The sequence below is a fragment of the Cohnella sp. GCM10027633 genome, from assembly GCF_042675445.1.
Classification (GTDB): domain Bacteria; phylum Bacillota; class Bacilli; order Paenibacillales; family Paenibacillaceae; genus Cohnella.
Map to the genome: position 1 here is coordinate 107755 of NZ_JBHTGV010000014.1, position 19358 is coordinate 127112.

A 19358-nucleotide genomic window follows, 5' to 3' on the forward strand; every position below is an offset into this window, starting at 1 on the left:
CTTCTTCAATGTATGATGTGTATATCCATTCTCCGATTACGGAGAAGTAAACCCGCTATTGAGATTTAACCCTTGATCGAACCGATCATCATGCCCTTGACGAAGTAGCGCTGCAGGAATGGATAGGCGACGATAATCGGAACCGTCGTGATGACCATCGTCGCCAGCTTAAGCGACTGCGAGGTGACGGTTCGGTTGATCGCTCCACCCGCCGTGGCGGCCATCTGATTCGAACTGGACTGCGCGATGACGCGATACAAGAACGTCTGTATCGGCTGCAGATCGGTGCTGTTAATGTATAACACCCCGGTGAAGTAGTCGTTCCATTGCCATACGCCGTGGAATAAGGCGATCGTCGCGAGTACCGGCATCGATACCGGCAGCACGATTTTCACGAACGTACTCAGATAGCCTGCGCCGTCGATCTTGGCCGCTTCCTCGAGTCCGTCGGGAATTTCCCGGAAGAAGGCGAGGAAGATGATGAGATCGAAGAAGCTGAACATCGCCGGGTAGATGTATACCGCGAACGAGTCAAGCAGATGCAAGTCCCTGAACCACAAATAGGTCGGGATCATGCCGCCGCTGAAGAACATCGTGATCGTGCCGGCGATCATGTAGAACTTGCGACCGATCAGCTCTTTGCGCGAGTAGGCATAAGCGACCATTGCCGTGAAGAGCACGTGGACGACAACACCGAGCAATGTCTTCGATACCGTGATCCACATCGCGGTCATAATGCCATCGTTCTTGAATACCGTCTCATAGTTCTCCAGACTGAATACGCGAGGGAACCAATAGATATTGCCGCCGGACATCGCGTCTTGCCCTTCGTTGAAGGAGTTGACGAGGACGTACCAGATCGGATACAGCGTCGCGAAGCAGATGAGCAGCATCCCGATGACGTTGAACCAATCGAAGACCATGTCTCCGCCCGTCTGGCGTTTTCTCGATAGCATGGGCAGGTCACCGCCTTGTCGTTAGAATAAGGAAGATTGGTTCAAGCGCTTGGATACGGAGTTCGCGATCAACAACAAGATTACCGCGATAATGGACTTCACGAGGCCGACTGCCGTCGAGTAGGAGAATCTGCCTTGCGAGATGCCGACTTGATACACGTACGTATCGACGACTTGGGCAGCAGTCTCGTTCACCTGATTCTTCAGAATGAATATCTGATCGAAGTTCGAATTCAAGATGCTGCTGACCGCCAGGATGAACAGGATGGAGATTGTACCGCTAATGCCCGGCAGCGTCACGTAACGCATTCTCTGGAATCGCCCGGCTCCGTCGATCGTTGCCGCTTCGTACAGCTCCGGAGAGACGCCGGCGATCGCCGCGATGTAGATGATGGCGGACCACCCAAGCTCCTTCCAGATGTCGGACGTAATGACGATGCTCCAGAAGTACTTCGGTTCGCTGAGATAGAAGATCGGCTCGTTGATGATCCCTAACCCCATCAGCACGTCGTTCACGATGCCGACGTCCGCCAGCCACGTGATCAAGATGCCGCCGAGAATAACCCAAGACAGGAAGTGCGGCAAGTACGAGATCGTCTGTACGATGCGCTTGTAACGCAGCGAGCGAAGCTCGTTCAGGAATAACGCGAAGATGATCGGGAGCGGGAAGCCTACGATCAGCTTCAGCAAGCTCATCCCCAGCGTGTTCTTAATGACGTAGCCTATCTCTTCGTCTTCGAATAACGCCTTGAAGTGCTCCCAGCCGACCCATGGAGCTTTGCTGATGTCGCCGATGCCGATATACTGCTTGAATGCGATGCTGATGCCATACATCGGAATGTAGTTGAAGATGATCATCCATGCGAGGCCGAGCAGCGCCATGATCTGAAGCGTCGTTTGATTCTTCAATCGGACCAGAAGATTGCGTTTATTGTTGCGTATGGGCGTCGCTTGAGTTGTTGCCTCTGCGCCTATTGGAGAGCTCATGATCGTCTGGTCCTCCTTGCTTGCGATCTTGGCGACCGGCTGCTATCGCCGATCGATCACGCTGTCATAGATCAAATTGTAAACGGTTGCGTTCGTCGGGATAAGGCATCAAATTTCGCTTTAGGTACCTCATTTTTCGGATCATGACCCGCTTAAGCGCAAAAAGAGCCAGGAATGCCGTTAGCGGCGATTCTTGGCCCTACGTTTCATTGCCTATCCATTATGCCTCTTTCGTTAGCTCTCTGATCGAAGAGGCGGGTAGCAGCAGCTTCTCGCAATAGTCGATAATGTCGCTCCGTCGCACGATGCCGATGAACCGGTTCATGTCGTCGACGACCGGCACGAAGTTCTGCGTCTTGGCCAAGGAGATCAAATCCTCCATGTTCGCGTCGATCCGTACCGCCCGGATGTTCATCCGCAGCGCAACGTCCTTCAGCGAAGCCCGGTGAAGACGATCGAACGAAAGCTCGGGATTGTTCTTCAGGTGCCACAGCAGGTCGCCTTCGGTGACGGTTGCCTTATACTCGCCATTCTCGCCGAGAATCGGGACCGCGGTATAGCGATGGTGCTCCATCCGCTCCAACGTCTGCCGCAACGTCGTATCCTCGTTCAAACAAACGACTTCCTGCTTCGGCAGGAGAAAGAATGCGATATTCATAATACCCCCATGAACACGATGATTCCGCGAATGATGATCCTATTATAACACGGGATCATGATTCTGCTTAATGGCATCTGCTGGCGTCGTCAATTGTTCTTCCGGGGTATTCGGATCCATCCAAGCGGCGATCGTCGCGCGAACGGCGACTAAGTCGTCGTCGTTCGCGACGAGGTACCATAGATTCTGCGAACCCATTCGCTTGCCTTCTCCCTTCAGCGTATAGCTGCGGATCGTATGGCCGGACTGCAGGAATTGCTTCGCCAAGTCGCTCATCGTCGAAGAGAGCAGGTCCGTCGTGAAGTTGTCGCCCACGATGTCCAGCACCTCGGGAATCTTCGTCCATTGATTCATCGAAGAGGCCTTATGCATAAGCGCCTCGAGGAACTCGCGGTTTCGCTCCGTACGCGACATATCGCCGCCCGCGTCTTCGCGGTACCGGACGTAATTGAGCGCCTCTACGCCGCTATAGCTCGGCTGGTTCGCCTTGACCGTGAATTTCTCGTGGTCCGCGCCTTTGTTGACGATGTCTTCGGTAATCGGCAACGAAATGCCGCCAAGCGTGTCTACGACCTGCTTGAAGCCCTGGAAGTTGATCGTCGCGTAATGATCGACCTTCGCGTCGAGCAGCTCCTCCACGCTGTTCACGGCCATCTCCGCGCCGCCATAAGCGTACGCGTGCGTAATCTTATCCTTCTTATCCTTGCCCACGATATCCGCGTACGTATCCCGCGGGATCGACATCATGAGCACTTTGCCGTCTTCGGGCCGAACGACCGTGTAGATGATCGTGTCCGAACGCCCGCGTTCGTTCGCGCGCGCGTCGACGCCGAGCAGCAGCATGCTGAACGGCTCCTCCACCTTCGGAGGCTCGGTCGGCACCGGACGATCGGTAAGCGGCTTGTATGAATCCTTGAAGCTATCTTCGACTTTGTCCGCCAGAAATATATCATATCCCAGCGCGGCCAGCGCGCCTCGATTCGAATAGATAAGTCCCGCCGCTACGATGAGCAGCCCGAATGTAGATAGTAGCGCGATTTTCAGCCGACGTTTGTTTGGTTTCCGCATGGTTCCTCTCTCCTCGTTATTTTCTCTCCCGTCTTCGTCTCTCTCTGTAGACCCCTAATATACGATTCAGCTCGCGCAATAGTTACGCGGTGGTCATAATTACCTCGAACCATTCGCGCTGAATCAATGACCAAAAAAAGAAAACGCCGCCGGGTATCCGGCAGCGTCTGTTCTCTTGTAAGGCTATGACTTAGCTTACTCCGTCGTGTAAGGCAGCAAAGCCATTTGGCGGGAGCGTTTGATCGCTACCGTCAGCATGCGCTGATACTTCGCTTTCGTACCCGTCACGCGACGTGGCAAGATTTTGCCGCGCTCGCTGATGAATTTGCGAAGCAGGTCCAGGTCTTTGTAGTCGACGTGGCTAATTTTATTAACCGTGAAGAAGCATACTTTGCGACGCTTGTTGCGTCCGCCGCGACGGAATTTACGAGGCTCGCGATCTCCACCGCGATCTCCGCCTTCAGGGCGTGGTCCGCGTGGTCCGCGCTCTTCACGTGCTTGTGGTTGTGCTTGTTGTTCGCTCATTGATATCCGTCCTTTCCAGTTAGAATGGCAAATCATCGTCCGATATATCTATCGGTCGCCCGTCATCGGCGAAGGGATCGTTATTGTTGCTTCCGCTATTGCGAGCACCGGAGCTTCGGCCTGCGTTGTTGCCGCCGCCATATCCTCCGCCACCGCCTCCGCCGTATCCGCCTGCGTTGCCGCCTCCGCTGCTTGGGAACTCGTCTCTTGCTTGTCCACCGCCGCCTTCGCGGTTAGCGGACTCCAGGAAACGCACGTTGTCTGCGATGACTTCCGTCACGTAGACGCGGCGACCTTCGTTATTGTCGTAGTTACGCACTTGAATGCGTCCCTCGACGGCAGCCAGACGGCCTTTACGAAGATAGTTAGCGCAAGTCTCGGCGAGTTGCCGCCATACCACGATCGGAATGAAGTCCGCTTCACGCTCCTCCTTATTGCTAGAGAAGCCGCGGTCTACAGCCAACGTGAATTGCGCGACAGCTACGCCTTGCGGCGTATAGCGCAGTTCGGGATCTTTGGTCAAGCGTCCAATAAGAATGACTCGATTCAACATCTCGTCGTCCCTCCCCTGACATTAAAGCTTTCGGCGGTCTTTCCGCCAAGTTCGTTGTGCGGGTTTACGCGGTCTGTTCTCTCACGACGATGTGTCTGATGACTTCGTCCGAGATCTTCAGTACGCGATCCAGCTCCGTTACTACCGACGCCGCAGCTGTGAAATGAACCAGCACATACGTCCCTTCGCGGTGTTTGTTGATCTCGTAAGCAAGACGACGTTTACCCATGATGTCGTGCTTAACGATCTCTCCGCCGTTCACGATGATGCCCTGGAATTTTTCCACGACAGCTTGAACGGTATCTTGATCCACGTCCGGACGGATGATGTACATCAACTCGTAATTGCGCATCTTCCGTTCACCTCCTTAAGGTCTATGGCCCCCCGCTTTGTATACCGATCTTCGATCGGCCGGGGAGCAAGGAGCATGCAAATAACACTTCTGCAAATCGCATGCCTGAATACTTTATCACACCTAGGCGATAATCGCAACATAAATCGCATCTCATGTTGTCACACTAACGGTTAGAACAGGAGGTGAAGACGCATGGGCGAGCAGACGCAATTCGAGCCGGGACAGCACGCTCCGAACGACGGCGTATATATCGAGGTGGGCGAGGATTCCTTCCACATGGGCATTACGAATCCGCAGCACGTTACGCTGAAGAAGGGGCAGAAGTTCCCGAACACGACAAACCACAACCGCAAGTGGAGGAAACATAAAGCTCCGTAAAAAAAGATGATCCGGCAACGTATATCCGACCCGGTTTTGTGCCATTCTATATTTCGGCGACGGTATTAGAGAGGTGTGGTTCCCTTGAACGTCGAGGCGCAACAACAGCAAGAGGTAACGTTCCAATCGGAGTAGGCAACGGAAGCGAGGCGTTGTGCTAAAGACACGGAGTCCGCTACAATCCGGTTCATCAACCGGACCGATCACCGAAGCGCTGGGTTGAAACCAGCAACGATCGATAACGCGTAGATCTTGAAACTCAATGTTACCCGTCGCCCGGAGGGCCCTCGCGAGAGGGCTCTTCGTTATTTCCCGGAGAATAATTCGTTGCGGTTATTGCGGTTTTGGCGCTTCGCGAGCCTTATACACCGAAAAGCATCGATTCCTCGGCGGAGAGGGTGGGTTTCGCATTCCTGGGCCTACAATCATGCCCCGGCATGATTGCTTAACGGCCCGTTCGAATCCCACCTTTCGCCATCCAACAAAAAAACGACCCCGTTGGGGTCGTTCCATTTTTTGTTTGGATGGCGGAGAGGGTGGGATTCGAACCCACGCACGCCTTGCGACGCCTAGATGATTTCGAGTCAACCCCCTTGGGCCACTTGGGTACCTCTCCGCAGCAAGAATTATATTATCACATATCAGCCGAGCTTGCAAGCGGTCCGAACACAATGGAAGAACATAGCTCTATTAAGCGTGATCTTCCTCCGTCTCTCTGCCCGCTCCTCCTTCGCTGTCCGGCGAAGCCGACCGGAGAACCTTCCTAAAGCCCTTCTCGAACTTCGCCCGCGGCAGCAGGATGCTGTGCTTGCACTTGACGCACTTGATGCGGATGTCCATCCCCATGCGGATAATCTCCATCTCGTTAGCTCCGCAAGGATGCTGCTTCTTCATCTGCACGACGTCCCCGAGCTCGAACACTTTGCGTTCCATCTTTAAGCGCCCCCCGTCCGATCGACCGCTTCTCCGCGCTGAATCGCCATCATGCGGGGATACGGCGCGGCTATGCCGTTGTCCTCGAATACCCGCTTAATCTCGGCGTTGATCTTGCGCGTGACGATTGCCTGCGTATTCGGTCTGCATTCTACCGTAACCCGCAGCGTAATCCCCGTCGTATTCATGGCGTGAATACCGAGCAACTCCGGCGTACCGACGATATTCGGATCCTCCATCTTGCCGAGCACGGCGCGAACGTTGTCCATCGCTTGACCGACCTGTTCCTCGTAGGCAATGTTCACGTCCACGACCGCTATCGCGTTATTGACCGAGAAATTCGTTACCTCGACGATCGAACCGTTCGGAATAATATGGATCTCGCCGGTCCAATTTTTAATCCGCGTCGCCCGAAGCCCGATCATTTCGACCGTGCCTTTGAAGTTGCCCGTCTGGATCACGTCGCCGACCGCGAATTGATCTTCTAATATAATGAAGAAGCCGGTGATGACGTCTTTAACGAGGCTTTGCGCCCCGAAGCCGATCGCCAGGCCGATAACGCCCGCCCCCGCCAGCAACGGCGCCAATTGAATATTGAACTCGCCAAGCACGAGCAGGATAACGATAAAGTTAATGATATACCCTGCGGCGTTCTTCAACAATCGGCCAAGCGTCTGCACGCGCCTGGTGCGAAGCTTGAGCCTGCTCGTCTCGCGCTCGCTCGTCACATGGTCGATGAATCGGTTCAGGAGCATAAGCGCAAGCCTGCTAATGAGTATAATCAGCACGATTCGGCCCAGCACCAGCGCCGCATTCGTCCACATCTGCGTATCTTGGAGCTTGTCCATTACCCTGTCGATGAATTGCTGCCATAGGTTGGTCGTCGATGATACGGTTGATTCCGCGAACAGAGCCGTCATGCCCATGCTCCTCCTTTTCCTATGAAAGCTGCTCGTAACCGTCCTCGGTTTTCTCGAACAGTCCTCTGATCTCCACGTTCTCCGATACGATAATATCCTTCACTTGCGCCAGCGCTTGCGGAGGGAACGCGATCGACAAGGCGCAGCCGGCCGTGATCTCCTTCGGCGTCGGGCATATATCGATCTCGATATCCGCGTATTCCAGCAGCATCTCGGCGCGCAGCGCCTGTTGCGTAGAATCGAAAGCTATCAATAGAGGCGTAATCCGAAATTCCTCCTCGTTATTTATGCGCGTTCGCGTACAAGAAGTATAAAAGCGCCCGCCCGTCCATATACTAGTAACATGATTTGGGAGGAGGCGACGCGGACGGATGAACGGCTTATGGGAGAAACGTCCGAGCTCTGCGACCGATACGGCAGCGCTCTCTTTGAAAATCCCTTTTAACGAACCTACGGTATTGCCTCGATTATCCCACAAGATCGAGCAGCACCTCGGCGCATTGCCGCACGATCGCCGCATCATTATCGTGTGCGTTGGCACCGACCGATCCACTGGCGATTCACTCGGTCCGCTCGTCGGAACCGCGCTCGCGAGACAGAGCAGCAGCCTGTTCGACCTCTACGGCACCCTCGAGGAGCCCGTGCACGCGATGAACTTGGGAGATACTCTACTGAAAATATTGCGCTCTTCGCGCCATCCGTTCGTCATCGCGGTCGACGCTTGTCTCGGACAAGTCTCCAGCGTAGGTTGCATACAAGTCGGTTCCGGTCCCGTACGCCCCGGCGCGGGAGTCAACAAGGAACTGCCTCCCGTCGGCGACATGCATATGACCGGCATCGTGAACGTCGGCGGCTTCATGGAGTACTTCGTCCTGCAGAATACGCGGCTTAACCTCGTCGTGAAGATGTCGGAGATCATCGCCCAGAGCCTATTAACCGCCATACATAATACGCGCAACGCTTCTATCCCTTTTGCATTGCCTGACTGATGGCCGTTTTCTCCTCCGGAGTGAGCATATACGCGGATTGACCTTTGTCGATCGGCTTCGCGTACAGGAACGTTTGTTCCCTTCCGTGAATGCCCGTAATGACGACGCCGTCCTGCGCCTCATTGACGAGCGCAACGGAGAAACTAAGGTCGCTTCCGGAATCAGAGAAAGCGTTAAACCGATGGACGCCGATTCGCCCTTTCAAGGCGGCTAGGCGTCCTTCGTGCTTTTCGAGCGCCGACTGCTGTTCGTTCAATTGCGTATCGACCTCGGATAACCGAGAATGGATCGCGTGCATGACGTCTTCCAACCCGCTGACGCCGGTTTCCCCCATAAGCTTGTGATGCGCCGTCGTTAACTTCTTAATCTTGCGGCCCATGCGAATGACGACGAATAACACGATTAGCAGCAACAAGCCTTCTGCCGCCGCAACGCCAACCGCGATCTGATCGTTCCAACCGTCCATCGTTTCCTGTCTCCCCCAATATGTAACGCTATCGTTATGTCTCTATTAACGGTTCAATGTCCGCTTGATTTGCCCGACCGCTTCTATGATTGATACGATTTCCGATTCTGTCGTAAAATATCCGGGACTCGCGCGCACCGCGCCCGTCTCGTAGGAACCCGCCGTCTCGTGTCCGAGCGGCGTGCAATGAAAACCCGCCCTTACCGCAATACCGAATTGCCCGTCGAGCAGGAACGCCATCTCCGAAGGATCGACGCCCTCGACCAAGAACGAGACGATCGCCGTCCGTTCGACGCCTAGCTCCGGTCCGAGAACCTTCACGCCCGGAATGGCCAGCAAACCTTCCATCAGCATGAACGTAAGCTGCTGCTCCCGCTCATGGATCCGCTCGGTCGTCTCCTTCAACACGAACCCGACGCCTTCGGCTAACCCGGCAATTCCGACGGTGTTCGGAGTTCCGGCCTCATAGCGATCCGGCCGTACCGTCGGTTGTTCCGGCGCTTCGGACTTGCTGCCCGTCCCGCCGTGCATGAGCGGCTCCAAGTCGATGTCGGGATGGATGTAGAGCCCTCCCGTTCCTTGCGGCCCTAACAACCCCTTATGACCGGGAAAAGCAAGCAGGTCGATCCCCATGCCGCCGACATCGATCGGCAGCACCCCCGCGCTCTGCGCCGCATCGACGAGCAGCTTCGCGCCGCCGCGCTTCGCCAGTTCCCCAAGCTCCGCCACCGGCATAATGCTTCCGAGCAGGTTCGAGCTATGCGTCGCCGCGACAAGCTTCGTACGCGCATTCATAGCCGCCGCTACTTGCGTCAGATCGAGCTTACCTCTCTCGTCCGTCGGCACGTACGTGACCGTTATGCCGAGCTTCCGCTTCAGCGCCTCAAGCGGCCTCCGCACGGAATTGTGCTCGAGCGTCGTCGCGACGACATGATCGCCGGGTTTCAACAGCCCTTGGATTGCCAGATTGAGGGCATGCGTCGTATTGTTCGTGAATGCAATGTCGTTCGGGTTCGCGATCCGCAGCAGCTTCGCCAGTCGCTTACGTCCATCGAACAGCGTCCGGCTCGCCTTGACGGCCATCGCATGGCTGCCGCGCCCCGGGTTCGCCGCGCTCTCGCGCATCGACTTCTCCATCGCTTCCCATACGGCTGGCGGCTTCGGCCAACTCGTCGCTGCGTTATCCAAGTAGATTAGCGGCTTCTCATTGCCCATCCTCTTGCACCGTCCTACGTTATCCGTTTCCTCTATGCGTTACAACATAGAGATAGCATACCTAAGTGTAATCCTTCCCCCGGAAGAATACAACTCAAGTATGCTATCAGCGACACGATTACGCCATTGCCTTCAGCAGCTCCAACAACCGTTCCAGATCGCTCTTGCCGAAGTAGCTTAGCTCGATCTTGCCTTTATCCTTATTCGGTTTAATACGCACCGTCGTCTTGAATTGCTCGCGCAGCGTTTCCTCGATCTGCTCGATATACGGATCGCGCTTCTTCGCCTTCGTCTTCGCCGGTTTGCCCTTCGCTGGCGCTTCGACGTTTTGCACCGCTTCTTCGAGTTCGCGTACGCTCCACTCGTTCGCGACCGCCAGCTTCGCCAGTTCTCGGCGTTTTGCATCTTCTTTAATGCCGACGAGCGCGCGCGCGTGACCCATCGACAGTGTTCCACGTGAAACATCGTTCTTGATTTCTTCCGGCAGCGTCAGGAGCCGAAGGAAATTCGCGATGTGGGAGCGAGACTTCCCGACCTTCAGGGACAGCTCCTCTTGCGTCAACGTGAATTGGTTCATGATCGCCTGGTAAGCCACAGCGACCTCGATCGCGTTCAAATCCTCGCGCTGCACGTTCTCGATGAGCGCGATCTCCATCACTTGCTGATCGTTATACGTTCTGACGACCGCCGGGATCGTCGGATTGCCTAGCAATTGGGAAGCGCGGAATCGTCTCTCGCCCGCGATAATCTCGTAACCTCTCAGCGCCTGCCGAACAACGATCGGCTGAATGACGCCATGCTCGCGAATCGACTCTGCCAAATCCTTGATCGCATCTTCGTCGAACGTCTTGCGAGGCTGATACGGATTCGCACGCAGCTGCGGCAACGGGATTTCAACGATTTTATCGTCTTCCTTAATCGATAGCGACGTGATCAGCGCGTCTAACCCTTTACCTAGCCGCTTGCTCATACGTAATCACTTCCTTCGCCAGCTCGAGGTACACCTCGGCACCTTTGGACTTCGGATCGTACGTAATAATCGATTGGCCGTGGGACGGCGCTTCGCTAAGCCGCACGTTGCGCGGGATAACGGTCTGATAGACTTTTTGTTGGAAGTACTTCTTAACCTCTTCGATAACTTGGATGCCCAGATTCGTTCTCGCATCGAACATCGTGAGCAATACGCCTTCAATCTGCAGCGAAGTGTTCAGATGCTTCTGCACGAGGCGGATCGAGTTAAGCAGCTGGCTCAGACCCTCAAGCGCATAGTACTCGCATTGAATCGGAATAAGCACCGAATCCGCCGCGGTAAGGGAGTTAATCGTCAGAATGCCGAGCGACGGCGGGCAATCGATGAGCACGTAATCGAACTCGCTCCGAACAAGCCCAAGCGCCTTCTTGAGCCTGATTTCACGAGACATCGTCGGTACGAGCTCAATCTCCGCGCCAGCCAGCTGAATCGTAGCCGGAAGGATCTTCAGGTTCGGAATAATCGTGTCGGAGATCGCCTGCTTCGGATGCACCTCGTTAATGAGCACATCGTAGATACAATAGTTGACGTCGGCTTTGTTGATGCCGATTCCGCTCGTCGTGTTGCCTTGCGGGTCGATGTCGACGATCAACACTTTACGGCCGAGAGAAGCCAGGCATGCGCCTAGATTCACGGCCGTCGTCGTCTTCCCGACGCCGCCTTTCTGGTTGGCAACCGCAATGATTTTAGACAATCTTGTTCACCTCTAATAGTTACTTCCTTATATGAATCCATCGTTCCGTCACCGACGTTACGCTTTACGCTTCGGAATCTGAATAATAATCTCGTAGTGGTCGTCGCAGTCCTTCTCGCTTGCCTTGATCGGAATGCCCGAACCGTTCACCATATCGACCGACTGGCGAATCGTATTCACCGCGAGCCTAACGTCCTTGCTGAACGAGATTCGCTTTTTCTTATCGGGCTTCGCTACCGCCGTATAGAACGCGACTCTCGCTTCCGTCTGCTTCACGTTCAGTTCCTTCTCGATAATCTCGGCGAGAAGCTTATTCTGCAGCTCTTCGTTCGGCAAGGATAGCATGGCTCTCGCATGGCGTTCCGTAATGCTCCGTTCCAACAACGCCTGCTTCACCGTATCACCCAGTTGCAACAACCGAATCTTGTTCGCGATCGTCGATTGACTCTTCCCTAACCGTTGCGCCAAGCTTTCCTGCGTCAATTGATGCAGATCGATCAGTTTCTGATACGCGATCGCTTCTTCTAATGACGTCAGCCCTTCGCGTTGCAGGTTCTCGATTAAGGCGATCGAAGCCGCCTGCGAATCGTTAATTTCGCGTACGATCGCCGGGATATGTTCCAGACCGAGCTTCGTGACCGCGCGCCAACGACGTTCGCCGGCGATCAATTCATATTTGCCATTCCGGACGCGGACGACGATCGGCTGAATGACCCCGTGCGTCTTAATCGTCTGACAGAGCTCGTCAATACGCTCATCATCGAATACGGATCGAGGTTGATAAGGGCTCGGGACGATGTCGGCCACTGGAATCTGTTTAACTTCTTCTTGGTTAGTACGGTCGGACAAACCGAGCAAACGCGAGAATGGTTCTCTCATCTCTCTCTGATCACCACGTTCAATAGATTAGGCAAACTACTTTCCGTCCGTTATGCGACACCAACGTTATACTCCGTCCACCAAAGATGGCTTAAGCCGTTTATGCTTATAGCGACGAAAAAGCGCCGCCAGTTCACGCACGAATCGCATGAATGCGGCACATCATTCTAGTCCTTATACTATTCGACCCAATCAGCCTAATTTCCTGCTATTGAAAAAACTTTCATAGGGCGCCCCTCTTCTCCCGTCACCTCGAAGAAGTTGCGGAGAACCGTTGACGCTCAAGGCATCCGGACAACCTGTCCATGCTGTATGTACGCCGAATAACTTAACAATACCACACTGAACGACGGTATAAAAGCATAAAAATGTTCCACGTGAAACACGTCGATTAGACGGTTTATGTTTCACGTGGAACAATGGCGAATACGTATGTTTGCGAACGATAACACGCTAGAGTTTTAACGCTCCTGAAGGCGAACCCGGTTTAACCAATGGCGTCTTCAGAGGAGTGCCCGCCTTGCGCGGGTACGTACCTGGCGTCGGGCCGGTCTTCGTCAAGAGGACAAGATGTCGGTCCGCTCCGTCCGATGGGAGTTGAAGCTTATCTACTCGAACGAACTTGCCGCCTAGTTTATCCGCGCTATACTTGCTCTCAGCGATTTCTTCGGATAGATCCGAGCCCTTCATCGCGACGAACGTCCCGCCTACTCGTACGAACGGAAGACAGAACTCGTTCAGCACGGCCAATCTAGCGACCGCTCTTGCCGTTACGACATCGTACTGATCGCGATGCGGTCTCAATCTTGCGATATCTTCCGCGCGACCATGCAGAGCGTTCACTTGACGAAGCCCTAACCGCGCAGCCACTTCTTCGAGGAACTTGATCCGCTTGGACAAGGCGTCTACAATCGTAACTTTCAGATGCGGGAACGCGATTGCCAGCGGAATCGAAGGGAAACCGGCTCCGGAGCCGATGTCCGCCAGAGAATTCACCACATTGAAGTCCAACGCTTTCGCCAACGTCAGGGAATCGTAGAAGTGCTTCTCGTATACGGCCGCGCGTTCCGTAATGCCCGTTAGGTTCATCTTCTCGTTCCATTCGACGAGCAACGCGTAATAGGCTTCGAACTGCTCCATCTGCTCCTGCGACAAGACGATGCCGAGCGAAGCCGCCTGCTCGGCGAACAATTGCTGCGTCGTATCCATGTTCACCCCTGCGCCGCCGTCACGCGGTTGTAGTGCTCCAAGTGTACGAGCAGAATCGACAAGTCCGCGGGCGTGACGCCGGAAATTCGCGAAGCTTGACCGATCGAGAGCGGGCGAACTTTCGACAGCTTCTGCCTTGCTTCCATCGCCAAACCGTGAATGATGTCGTAGTCGATATTGTCAGGAATCTTCTTCTTCTCCATTTTTTCGAGCCGTTCCACCTGCAGCAGCTGTTTCTCGATATATCCGGTATATTTCACTTGAATCTCGACTTGTTCCTTCATATCTTCCGTCAATTCGACCAGAGAAGGCGCCAACGCTTCCAGATGTCCGTAGCTGACTTCGGGACGTCTTAGCAGCGTAAGTCCGTCGGTCGTATTCGCGAGCGGCGCCGAACCGCAAGATTCGAGCATCGCTTGTACCGCTTCGTCCGGACGGAACTTCGTCTCCTTCAGACGGACGACCTCCGCTTCCACGCGCGACTTCTTGTCGAGGAATTTCGCGTAGCGCTCCTCGCCGATCAATCCAATCTCATGGCCGAGCGGCGTTAGCCTTAAGTCCGCATTGTCGTGGCGGAGCAACAAGCGGTATTCCGCTCTCGACGTTAATAAGCGGTAAGGCTCGTTCGTGCCCTTCGTGACGAGGTCGTCGATCATAACGCCGATATAACCTTGGGATCGGTCGATGATGACAGGATCTGCGCCCTGCGCTTTGCGAGCCGCGTTAATGCCGGCCATAACGCCCTGCCCTGCCGCTTCTTCGTAGCCCGAAGTGCCGTTGATCTGGCCTGCGGTGAACAGACCGCCAACGAGCTTCGTCTCCAGCGAAGGCCATAGCTGCGTAGGTACGACCGCATCGTACTCGATCGCATAACCCGTCCGCATCATCTCTACTTTCTCGAGACCCGGAATCGAACGGAGAATGTTCAATTGCACGTCTTCAGGCATGCTCGTCGATAGCCCCTGAACGTAATATTCCTTCGTGTTGCGCCCTTCCGGCTCGAGGAAGATCTGGTGCTTCGGCTTGTCGGCGAAACGCACGATCTTATCCTCGATCGACGGACAATAGCGAGGACCCGTTCCTTCGATGACTCCGGTGAACATAGGCGCGCGGTGAAGATTATCGTTAATGATCTTATGCGTTTCTTCGGACGTGTACGTCAACCAGCACGGCAGCTGCGTCTCCGAGTGCGCCGCGTACTCCGTCTCGTACGAGAAGTACTTCGGCTTCGAGTCTCCCGGCTGAATTTCCGTCTTGCTGAAGTCGATCGTATCTTCATGCACGCGAGGCGGCGTCCCCGTCTTAAATCGAGCCAGTTGGAAGCCGTTGCGCTTCAGCGACTCCGACAGCTTCACAGCGGGTTGTTGATTGTTAGGTCCGCTCTCGTACATCAATTCGCCGAGAATGACTTTGCCGCGCAAATACGTGCCTGTCGTAATGACGACGGACTTCGCCCCGTATTCCGCGCCGGTCTTCGTAATGACGCCTTTGCATACGCCGTCTTCGACGATCAGATCGTCGACCATTCCCTGACGAAGCGTTAATCGCTCCGTCTTCTCGATCGTTTCCTTCATCGTTTGCTGATACAGGAATTTATCCGCTTGCGCGCGCAGCGCGTGGACGGCAGGGCCTTTGCCCGTATTCAACATCCTCATCTGGATGAACGTCTTGTCGATATTGCGTCCCATCTCGCCGCCGAGCGCATCGATCTCCCGCACGACGTGTCCTTTCGCCGGTCCGCCGACCGACGGATTGCAAGGCATGAACGCAACCATATCCAAGTTAATGGTCAGCAGCAGCGTTTCGCAGCCCATTCTGGCTGCCGCTAGCGCGGCTTCGCAACCGGCATGCCCGGCTCCAATGACGATAACGTCGTAATCCCCTGCACGATATCCCATTTCGATACCCCTCCTTGCATCTCCGATATAATAGTATTTTATTTGCCCAGACAGAACTGGGAGAAAATTTGGTCAAGCAACGAGTCGCCCGCGGCATCGCCGAGAATACCGCCGAGCGTTTCCCATGACGACGCGAGATCGATCTGGATCAGATCGACCGGAACCCCCTCGTACGTCGCGGCGATCGCATCTTCCAACGACTGCTTCGTCTGATGCAGCAAAGCGATGTGCCTCGCATTGCTAACGTACGTTAGATCCCCAGCTTCGACTTGTCCGCTGAAGAACAGACCGGACACCGCTGCTTCAAGAGCCTCGATACCGTTGCCTTCCTTCGCGGATAAGCTGACGATCCGCTCGTGCGGATAATCTGCCTCGACTTCCGCAAGCTCCAATTCGCCGGCTAGATCGATTTTGTTCACGACGACGATCGTCGGCCGATCCTTCAATTGCTTCAACAGTTTACGCTCATCCTCATGCAGCGGCTCATGATGATTCAGCACGAGCAGAATCAAGTCCGCTTCCTCTAGCGCCCCGCGCGATCGTTCGACGCCGATACGCTCGACCACGTCGCTCGTCTCGCGAATGCCCGCCGTATCGAGGAGCCGCAGCGGAATGCCCGCGAGCGACACCGATTCTTCGACGATATCTCGCGTCGTTCCGGGAATATCGGTGACGATCGCTTTATTATCGCGGGCTAACGCGTTCAGAAGCGACGACTTGCCCGCGTTCGGCCGGCCGACGATAACCGTCACGATGCCTTCTCTCAATATTTTGCCTTCATCCGATCTTTTTAACAGTCCGTCGACTTGCGTCAGCAACTTGCCGCACGTATCTCGAATGACATTCGCCGTCACTTCCTCGACGTCGTGCTCCGGATAGTCGATATTCACCTCGACGTGGGCGAGCAACTCGATAAGCTCCTGTCGCATCGGCACGATCAACTTCGACAGCGCCCCGCCGGCTTGCTTCTGAGCCACCTGGAAAGCGCGGTCGGACTTCGACCGAATCAAGTCGATGACCGCCTCCGCTTGCGCCAGATCGATTCGCCCGTTCAAGAACGCGCGCTTCGTGAACTCCCCCGGCTCCGCCATTCGCGCGCCGCTTCGCAGAATGAGCTCAAGCACCGACTTCACCGCCACGATGCCGCCGTGCGTGCTCACCTCCACGACGTCTTCCGCCGTGAAGGAGCGCGGTCCCTTCATGACCGTTACGAGCACTTCGTCAAGCATGACCTCGCTGCGCGGATCGACGATCCATCCGTACTGTACCGTATGCGTCTGCGCATCTCGTAAATCCGTCTTCGACTTGAACACCTTCGCGACCGTCTCCACCGCTTCCGGCCCGCTTACCCGAACGACCGCGATACTGCCTTCCCCGAGCGCGGTCGCGATCGCGGCGATCGTATCCTCCACCATGTTGATCCCTCATTCGTTGCCTTGTGATGAACCCCTCTAAATCGACAAAAACGCAATGACCTCCCGTATTGCGGAAGCCATTGCGATGCGTGCGTGTCCGTTCAGTTACTTCGGCGCGATCACGATCCGCCGATTCGGTTCGTCTCCCTGGCTGTACGTCCGGACTTCCGGATTCGCCTGCAGCCAAGCGTGGATGATCTTCCGTTCTTGGGAAGTCATCGGCTCGAGCATAATTTCCTTCCGCGAACGAACGACTCGCGTGGCCATACGATCCGAGAGCGCCTCCAGCGTCTGCCGGCGGCGTTCCCGGAACTGCTCGGCATCAAGCACGATACGAAGATGGCGGTTAGAGTGGCGGTTAGCCACGATGTTCGCCAAGTATTGCAGAGAATCCAAAGTCTGTCCGCGCCGGCCGATCAGAATGCCGAGATCGGAGCCCGTGAGGTTGATCTTCACGGCTTCGCTCTCGTCTACTCTGTCGACCGTTACGGTTAGTTCCATTGCCGCCGATACTTCGCGAAGGAACGAGATCGCTTCTTCGATGCCGTCCGGTTGCAATGTAAGCTCCACTTTCGCATCTCTGGCTCCGATGAGCCCGAACAGTCCTTTGCTGGGCTGCTCCAATACCGCTACGTTCACCCGGTCTATCGATACGCCCAACTTGGCGAGACCGCTCTGTATTGCCTCTTCTACCGATTTACCTGATGCCAGCAGTTTTTTCATTTGGCACGGGCTCCTTTGCCTCTTGGTTTCGGAGAATTGTTATTGTTATTGGACTTCTTCGTAGGCGTAACGTCGATGACCGGATCGGTCTTCGGGCTTTTGCGGTACATGAAGTAGTTCTGTACGATCGTGTAAATGTTGCTGTAAATCCAGTACAGCGGAAGCGCCGACGGGAAGTTGATCGCCATGACGAAGATCAGCACCGGGAAGATGTAGATAATCCCCTTCATCGGGCCGGCGATCGTCTGCTGGGAAGACATCATCTTCGATTGGATGAACGTCGTCGCCGCGGCGAGAATCGGCAAGATGTACGTATGATCGGCTTCGCCAAGCTTGAGCCACAGGAACGTGCTCTCCGGAATAACTTGAACGCCGTTCTCGATCAATCCTTTAATGTAAGCATTCGTGTTGATCGACGTGTAAAGCGCGATGAAGATCGGCATCTGCACGATCAGCGGCAAGCATCCCGCAAGCGGGTTCACTTGGTGCGTCTGATACAGCTTCATCATCTCTTCTTGTTGCTTCCGCGGATCTTCCTTGTGCTTCTCGCGGATCTTCTTCATCTCCGGCTGCAGCGCCTGCATCGCCTTCGTGTTCTTATATTGCTTAATCATGAGCGGAAGAATGACCGTCCTCACGATAATCGTAAGCAGCAGAATCGCTAGACCGTAAGAGCCGCCGAACCAATCGGCGAACGTGTCGAGCATCTTCGAGAAGTAATAGACGACGTTACTCGTCCACCACCCCTTCTCCGTCATGTCTTCCGTACGTATTGCGGTCGTCGCGGGCGTACATCCCGACAACAACGTCATCAGCATTATCGCTCCGCCGATGATCCACCATTTGCGATTTCGCAACAAGCTTAAAAACTCCCCTCTTCTCAACCAGCATGCCGTATGAGTTGAAATCCGCACGTCCTGTTAAATGCAGGATGCTACATGTCCACTATACCATAAGAAGAAAGGCAAAAGAAAGCGCAGGCTCGTCCTCCCCGCCGCCGGCATGGAACCCGAATCCGCACCCTCTATTTGCCCTTCTTGTCCTTGCGCGGCGCCCCCGGACGCTTGTTCGGCGGTCCGCCTCTTTGTTGATTGATCGCCGGCGTCGAGCCGATCAGCAGACCCGCCTTGCGAAGCACGTGCAGAATGCTTCCCTCCATCTCTTTATAAGGAAGAGACAGCGCCGGCTTGCGCACGATCAAGATCAGATCCATGTCGACGAGCAGCTTGCCCGCGTTCAATCGTACGATCTCCTTCACCATTCGACGCAGCCTATTCCGCACGACGGCTCCGCCCAGCTTGCTGCTAGCCGAGACGCCCATGCGGAAAGTCCCGGTCGCCTTGTCGACTCCGCGCTTGCGCCAATAGACGACGAATTGCGAGTTCGCGAACGAACGGCCGTACCGGTAGACGACATTGAAGTCCTCTCTCTTGCGGAGGCGCAGCTTACGATGCATCTTTCACCGCTCCATTACCCGGTAATCAAACATTGCTTACTTAATAGGAAA

The 19358-nt window shown here is 55.1% G+C and carries 23 protein-coding genes and 1 tRNA gene; 2 read left to right on the forward strand and 22 right to left on the reverse strand.

The annotated features are described in order from the left end of the window. Positions 1 to 65 precede the first annotated feature (65 nt). The 7 genes from ACFQZG_RS23425 to rpsF all read right to left on the reverse strand — a co-directional run bounded on the left by ACFQZG_RS23425 (position 66) and on the right by rpsF (position 5099). On the reverse strand, positions 66 to 956 hold the full coding sequence (locus ACFQZG_RS23425) for a carbohydrate ABC transporter permease (RefSeq protein WP_378156980.1): 891 nt from the start codon (positions 954 to 956) through the stop codon (positions 66 to 68). A 21-nt stretch (positions 957 to 977) separates the two neighbouring features. Further along, entirely contained in the window at positions 978 to 1943 is a 966-nt protein-coding gene (locus ACFQZG_RS23430; protein WP_378156982.1) for an ABC transporter permease, read from the reverse strand. 220 nt (positions 1944 to 2163) lie between these two features. Then, positions 2164 to 2601, reverse strand: a complete 438-nt coding sequence (locus tag ACFQZG_RS23435) for a CBS domain-containing protein (RefSeq protein ID WP_378156983.1) — start codon at positions 2599 to 2601, stop codon at positions 2164 to 2166. Positions 2602 to 2643: 42 nt separating this feature from the next. Next, entirely contained in the window at positions 2644 to 3669 is a 1026-nt protein-coding gene (locus tag ACFQZG_RS23440; RefSeq protein WP_378156985.1) for an LCP family protein, read from the reverse strand. Positions 3670 to 3864: 195 nt separating this feature from the next. Then, positions 3865 to 4194: a 30S ribosomal protein S18 gene (rpsR, locus tag ACFQZG_RS23445; protein WP_378156987.1), complete on the reverse strand. Its 330-nt coding sequence runs from the start codon at positions 4192 to 4194 to the stop codon at positions 3865 to 3867. Positions 4195 to 4213: 19 nt separating this feature from the next. Then, the gene (gene ssb, locus ACFQZG_RS23450) at positions 4214 to 4747 is read right to left on the reverse strand and encodes a single-stranded DNA-binding protein (RefSeq protein WP_378156989.1); all 534 of its coding nucleotides are present in this window, start codon (positions 4745 to 4747) and stop codon (positions 4214 to 4216) included. 64 nt (positions 4748 to 4811) lie between these two features. Then, positions 4812 to 5099 carry a 30S ribosomal protein S6 gene (gene rpsF, locus ACFQZG_RS23455; protein WP_378156991.1) on the reverse strand — a complete coding sequence of 96 codons (288 nt, stop codon included), beginning with the start codon at positions 5097 to 5099 and terminating at the stop codon, positions 4812 to 4814. Positions 5100 to 5294: 195 nt separating this feature from the next. Here rpsF and ACFQZG_RS23460 point away from each other — a divergent pair, with 195 nt between their 5' ends. Beyond that, a complete protein-coding gene (locus tag ACFQZG_RS23460; protein WP_378156993.1) occupies positions 5295 to 5480 on the forward strand; it encodes a YjzC family protein in 186 nt (61 codons plus the stop codon). Positions 5481 to 6005: 525 nt separating this feature from the next. On the opposite strand, the gene ACFQZG_RS23465 is transcribed toward ACFQZG_RS23460, so the two are convergent. The 4 genes from ACFQZG_RS23465 to ACFQZG_RS23480 all read right to left on the reverse strand — a co-directional run bounded on the left by ACFQZG_RS23465 (position 6006) and on the right by ACFQZG_RS23480 (position 7586). Further along, a tRNA-Ser gene (locus tag ACFQZG_RS23465) sits at positions 6006 to 6096 on the reverse strand. 74 nt (positions 6097 to 6170) lie between these two features. Continuing rightward, positions 6171 to 6413 carry a DUF951 domain-containing protein gene (locus tag ACFQZG_RS23470; RefSeq protein ID WP_378156995.1) on the reverse strand — a complete coding sequence of 81 codons (243 nt, stop codon included), beginning with the start codon at positions 6411 to 6413 and terminating at the stop codon, positions 6171 to 6173. A 2-nt stretch (positions 6414 to 6415) separates the two neighbouring features. Beyond that, complete coding sequence (locus tag ACFQZG_RS23475; protein ID WP_378156997.1) at positions 6416 to 7333, reverse strand: mechanosensitive ion channel family protein; 918 nt, start codon at positions 7331 to 7333, stop codon at positions 6416 to 6418. A gap of 19 nt (positions 7334 to 7352) precedes the next feature. Then, complete coding sequence (locus tag ACFQZG_RS23480; protein ID WP_378156999.1) at positions 7353 to 7586, reverse strand: putative Se/S carrier protein; 234 nt, start codon at positions 7584 to 7586, stop codon at positions 7353 to 7355. Positions 7587 to 7704: 118 nt separating this feature from the next. On the opposite strand from ACFQZG_RS23480, the gene yyaC reads away from it, so the two are divergent. After that, on the forward strand, positions 7705 to 8322 hold the full coding sequence (gene yyaC, locus ACFQZG_RS23485) for a spore protease YyaC (protein ID WP_378157001.1): 618 nt from the start codon (positions 7705 to 7707) through the stop codon (positions 8320 to 8322). On the opposite strand, the gene ACFQZG_RS23490 is transcribed toward yyaC, so the two are convergent. From ACFQZG_RS23490 to rnpA, 11 genes are all read right to left on the reverse strand, one after another. Then, positions 8297 to 8788 (reverse strand): DUF4446 family protein, encoded by a 492-nt coding sequence (locus ACFQZG_RS23490; protein WP_378157003.1) that lies wholly within the window; start codon positions 8786 to 8788, stop codon positions 8297 to 8299. The two genes, yyaC and ACFQZG_RS23490, sit on opposite strands and share 26 nt — an antisense overlap. Positions 8789 to 8833: 45 nt before the next feature. After that, positions 8834 to 10003 (reverse strand): aminotransferase class V-fold PLP-dependent enzyme, encoded by a 1170-nt coding sequence (locus ACFQZG_RS23495; RefSeq protein ID WP_378157005.1) that lies wholly within the window; start codon positions 10001 to 10003, stop codon positions 8834 to 8836. Positions 10004 to 10121: 118 nt separating this feature from the next. Beyond that, positions 10122 to 10973 (reverse strand): ParB/RepB/Spo0J family partition protein, encoded by an 852-nt coding sequence (locus ACFQZG_RS23500; RefSeq protein WP_378157007.1) that lies wholly within the window; start codon positions 10971 to 10973, stop codon positions 10122 to 10124. Continuing rightward, positions 10954 to 11727, reverse strand: a complete 774-nt coding sequence (locus tag ACFQZG_RS23505; RefSeq protein WP_378157009.1) for a ParA family protein — start codon at positions 11725 to 11727, stop codon at positions 10954 to 10956. The genes ACFQZG_RS23500 and ACFQZG_RS23505 overlap by 20 nt, the downstream gene beginning before the upstream one ends. Positions 11728 to 11784: 57 nt before the next feature. Next, on the reverse strand, positions 11785 to 12606 hold the full coding sequence (noc, locus tag ACFQZG_RS23510) for a nucleoid occlusion protein (RefSeq protein ID WP_378157011.1): 822 nt from the start codon (positions 12604 to 12606) through the stop codon (positions 11785 to 11787). Positions 12607 to 13059: 453 nt separating this feature from the next. Further along, a complete protein-coding gene (gene rsmG / locus ACFQZG_RS23515) occupies positions 13060 to 13815 on the reverse strand; it encodes a 16S rRNA (guanine(527)-N(7))-methyltransferase RsmG (protein ID WP_378157047.1) in 756 nt (251 codons plus the stop codon). A 2-nt stretch (positions 13816 to 13817) separates the two neighbouring features. Continuing rightward, positions 13818 to 15713, reverse strand: a complete 1896-nt coding sequence (gene mnmG / locus ACFQZG_RS23520) for a tRNA uridine-5-carboxymethylaminomethyl(34) synthesis enzyme MnmG (RefSeq protein WP_378157013.1) — start codon at positions 15711 to 15713, stop codon at positions 13818 to 13820. A gap of 38 nt (positions 15714 to 15751) precedes the next feature. Beyond that, complete coding sequence (gene mnmE / locus ACFQZG_RS23525) at positions 15752 to 17128, reverse strand: tRNA uridine-5-carboxymethylaminomethyl(34) synthesis GTPase MnmE (protein ID WP_378157015.1); 1377 nt, start codon at positions 17126 to 17128, stop codon at positions 15752 to 15754. A gap of 105 nt (positions 17129 to 17233) precedes the next feature. Beyond that, positions 17234 to 17851: an RNA-binding cell elongation regulator Jag/EloR gene (gene jag / locus ACFQZG_RS23530; RefSeq protein ID WP_378157017.1), complete on the reverse strand. Its 618-nt coding sequence runs from the start codon at positions 17849 to 17851 to the stop codon at positions 17234 to 17236. Beyond that, entirely contained in the window at positions 17848 to 18669 is an 822-nt protein-coding gene (locus ACFQZG_RS23535; protein ID WP_378157048.1) for a YidC/Oxa1 family membrane protein insertase, read from the reverse strand. Before ACFQZG_RS23535 ends, jag begins: the two co-directional genes overlap by 4 nt. Positions 18670 to 18875: 206 nt before the next feature. Then, a complete protein-coding gene (gene rnpA, locus ACFQZG_RS23540) occupies positions 18876 to 19307 on the reverse strand; it encodes a ribonuclease P protein component (RefSeq protein WP_378157019.1) in 432 nt (143 codons plus the stop codon). Between the last annotated feature and the right edge of the window lie 51 nt (positions 19308 to 19358).

Excerpts from the sequence above, each read along its gene's own strand:
- ACFQZG_RS23425 (WP_378156980.1), bottom strand. The coding sequence starts at position 956 with ATGCTATCGAGAAAACGCCAGACGGGCGGAGACATGGTCTTCGATTGG.
- ACFQZG_RS23430 (WP_378156982.1), bottom strand. The coding sequence starts at position 1,943 with ATGAGCTCTCCAATAGGCGCAGAGGCAACAACTCAAGCGACGCCCATA.
- ACFQZG_RS23435 (WP_378156983.1), bottom strand. The coding sequence starts at position 2,601 with ATGAATATCGCATTCTTTCTCCTGCCGAAGCAGGAAGTCGTTTGTTTG.
- ACFQZG_RS23440 (WP_378156985.1), bottom strand. The coding sequence starts at position 3,669 with ATGCGGAAACCAAACAAACGTCGGCTGAAAATCGCGCTACTATCTACA.
- rpsR (WP_378156987.1), bottom strand. The coding sequence starts at position 4,194 with ATGAGCGAACAACAAGCACAACCACAAGCACGTGAAGAGCGCGGACCA.
- ssb (WP_378156989.1), bottom strand. The coding sequence starts at position 4,747 with ATGTTGAATCGAGTCATTCTTATTGGACGCTTGACCAAAGATCCCGAA.
- rpsF (WP_378156991.1), bottom strand. The coding sequence starts at position 5,099 with ATGCGCAATTACGAGTTGATGTACATCATCCGTCCGGACGTGGATCAA.
- ACFQZG_RS23460 (WP_378156993.1), top strand. The coding sequence starts at position 5,295 with ATGGGCGAGCAGACGCAATTCGAGCCGGGACAGCACGCTCCGAACGAC.
- ACFQZG_RS23470 (WP_378156995.1), bottom strand. The coding sequence starts at position 6,413 with ATGGAACGCAAAGTGTTCGAGCTCGGGGACGTCGTGCAGATGAAGAAG.
- ACFQZG_RS23475 (WP_378156997.1), bottom strand. The coding sequence starts at position 7,333 with ATGACGGCTCTGTTCGCGGAATCAACCGTATCATCGACGACCAACCTA.
- yyaC (WP_378157001.1), top strand. The coding sequence starts at position 7,705 with ATGAACGGCTTATGGGAGAAACGTCCGAGCTCTGCGACCGATACGGCA.
- ACFQZG_RS23490 (WP_378157003.1), bottom strand. The coding sequence starts at position 8,788 with ATGGACGGTTGGAACGATCAGATCGCGGTTGGCGTTGCGGCGGCAGAA.
- ACFQZG_RS23495 (WP_378157005.1), bottom strand. The coding sequence starts at position 10,003 with ATGGGCAATGAGAAGCCGCTAATCTACTTGGATAACGCAGCGACGAGT.
- ACFQZG_RS23500 (WP_378157007.1), bottom strand. The coding sequence starts at position 10,973 with ATGAGCAAGCGGCTAGGTAAAGGGTTAGACGCGCTGATCACGTCGCTA.
- noc (WP_378157011.1), bottom strand. The coding sequence starts at position 12,606 with ATGAGAGAACCATTCTCGCGTTTGCTCGGTTTGTCCGACCGTACTAAC.
- rsmG (WP_378157047.1), bottom strand. The coding sequence starts at position 13,815 with ATGGATACGACGCAGCAATTGTTCGCCGAGCAGGCGGCTTCGCTCGGC.
- mnmG (WP_378157013.1), bottom strand. The coding sequence starts at position 15,713 with ATGGGATATCGTGCAGGGGATTACGACGTTATCGTCATTGGAGCCGGG.
- mnmE (WP_378157015.1), bottom strand. The coding sequence starts at position 17,128 with ATGGTGGAGGATACGATCGCCGCGATCGCGACCGCGCTCGGGGAAGGC.
- jag (WP_378157017.1), bottom strand. The coding sequence starts at position 17,851 with ATGAAAAAACTGCTGGCATCAGGTAAATCGGTAGAAGAGGCAATACAG.
- ACFQZG_RS23535 (WP_378157048.1), bottom strand. The coding sequence starts at position 18,669 with ATGCTGATGACGTTGTTGTCGGGATGTACGCCCGCGACGACCGCAATA.
- rnpA (WP_378157019.1), bottom strand. The coding sequence starts at position 19,307 with ATGCATCGTAAGCTGCGCCTCCGCAAGAGAGAGGACTTCAATGTCGTC.